The organism is Nocardia sp. NPDC047038, assembly GCF_040644075.1.
GTDB lineage: Bacteria > Actinomycetota > Actinomycetes > Mycobacteriales > Mycobacteriaceae > Nocardia > Nocardia sichangensis.
Genome location: NZ_JBEYVQ010000006.1, coordinates 1 through 1,122, shown reverse-complemented (window position 1 = coordinate 1,122; position 1,122 = coordinate 1). Strand labels below are relative to the sequence as shown.

At 70.5% G+C, this 1,122-nt stretch carries 1 protein-coding gene; it reads right to left on the bottom strand.

Features of this window, described 5'->3' with window-relative positions; genetic code table 11:
- Positions 1-213 precede the first annotated feature (213 nt).
- Complete coding sequence (gene recO / locus ABZ824_RS21195) at positions 214-987, bottom strand: DNA repair protein RecO (RefSeq protein WP_356964900.1); 774 nt, start codon at positions 985-987, stop codon at positions 214-216.
- Positions 988-1,122 lie beyond the last annotated feature (135 nt).

Below are 1,122 nucleotides of genomic sequence, written 5' to 3'. Positions count from 1 at the left end.
GCTACCTCGCCTTCGCTCGGCCCGGCGCGGGCTGAACAACGGACTCCGTCCGACAGCACCCTCCCCTGCGGCTGCCTCGCCTTCGCTCGGCCCGGCGCGGGCTGAAGACGGGCCCCGCCCGACAGCACCCTCCCCTGCGGCTGCCTCGTTTCAGCTCGGCCCGAGGACGAGTCCCGCCCGGCAGCGCCTCCCCTGCGACTGCCTCGCTTCCACTCAACCCCGCGCGGCTACATGCGGAGTTTGCGCGGCTGTGTCCTTGGATCGCTCGATCAACGGCAGGGTGCGCAGCTGACGTTCCAGGTGCCACTGCAAGTGCGCCGCGACCAGCCCGCTGGCCTGCCTGCGCACCGCCTCGGGCGTCGCCTCGACCTGCTCCCACTCCCCGCGCAGCAACGCCACCAGCAGATCGAGCACCCCAGGGGCGGGCGTCGCCGCACCCGGTGGACGGCAATGCACGCACACCGCGCCTCCGGCCGCGACATGGAAGGCCCGATGCGGGCCCGGTGTCGCGCACTTGGCGCATTCGTCCAATGCGGGCGCCCAGCCCGCGAAACCCATGGCGCGCAACAAGAATGCGTCCAGGATCAGTTCGTGCGGGCGCTGTTTGGCCGCGATGGCACGCAGGGCGCTCGCGGTGAGCGCGTGCAGCCGGGGCGCGGGCGCACGCTCCTCGCCCGCCAAGCGTTCAGCGGTCTCCAGGACGGCGCACGCGGTGGTGTAGCGCCCGTAGTCATCGATGATGTCGGCGGCGAACGCCTCCATCGTGTGCACCTGGGTCACGGTGTCCAGCGTGCGTCCGGGATGCAGCTGCACGTCGATATAGGAGAACGGCTCCAACCGGGCCCCGAACCTCGACTTGGTCCGCCGCACCCCCTTGGCGACCGCGCGAACCAGTCCGTGCTGTCGGGTGAGCAGCGTGACGATGCGATCCGCCTCGCCCAGCTTGTGCTGGCGAACCACTACCGCCTCGTCCCGATACAGCCGCACCAGTGGAGTCTAATGCTGTGTTGTTTTTCCAGCGCCTGCGGCGCTGGGTGTTCGCGGCCCTCTTATGGCTCGCGTGTGCGCGACCGCCGCTTGCTCCTTCGTCGCGTACGCGGCGGCCGCGATGATCTTTGCCGG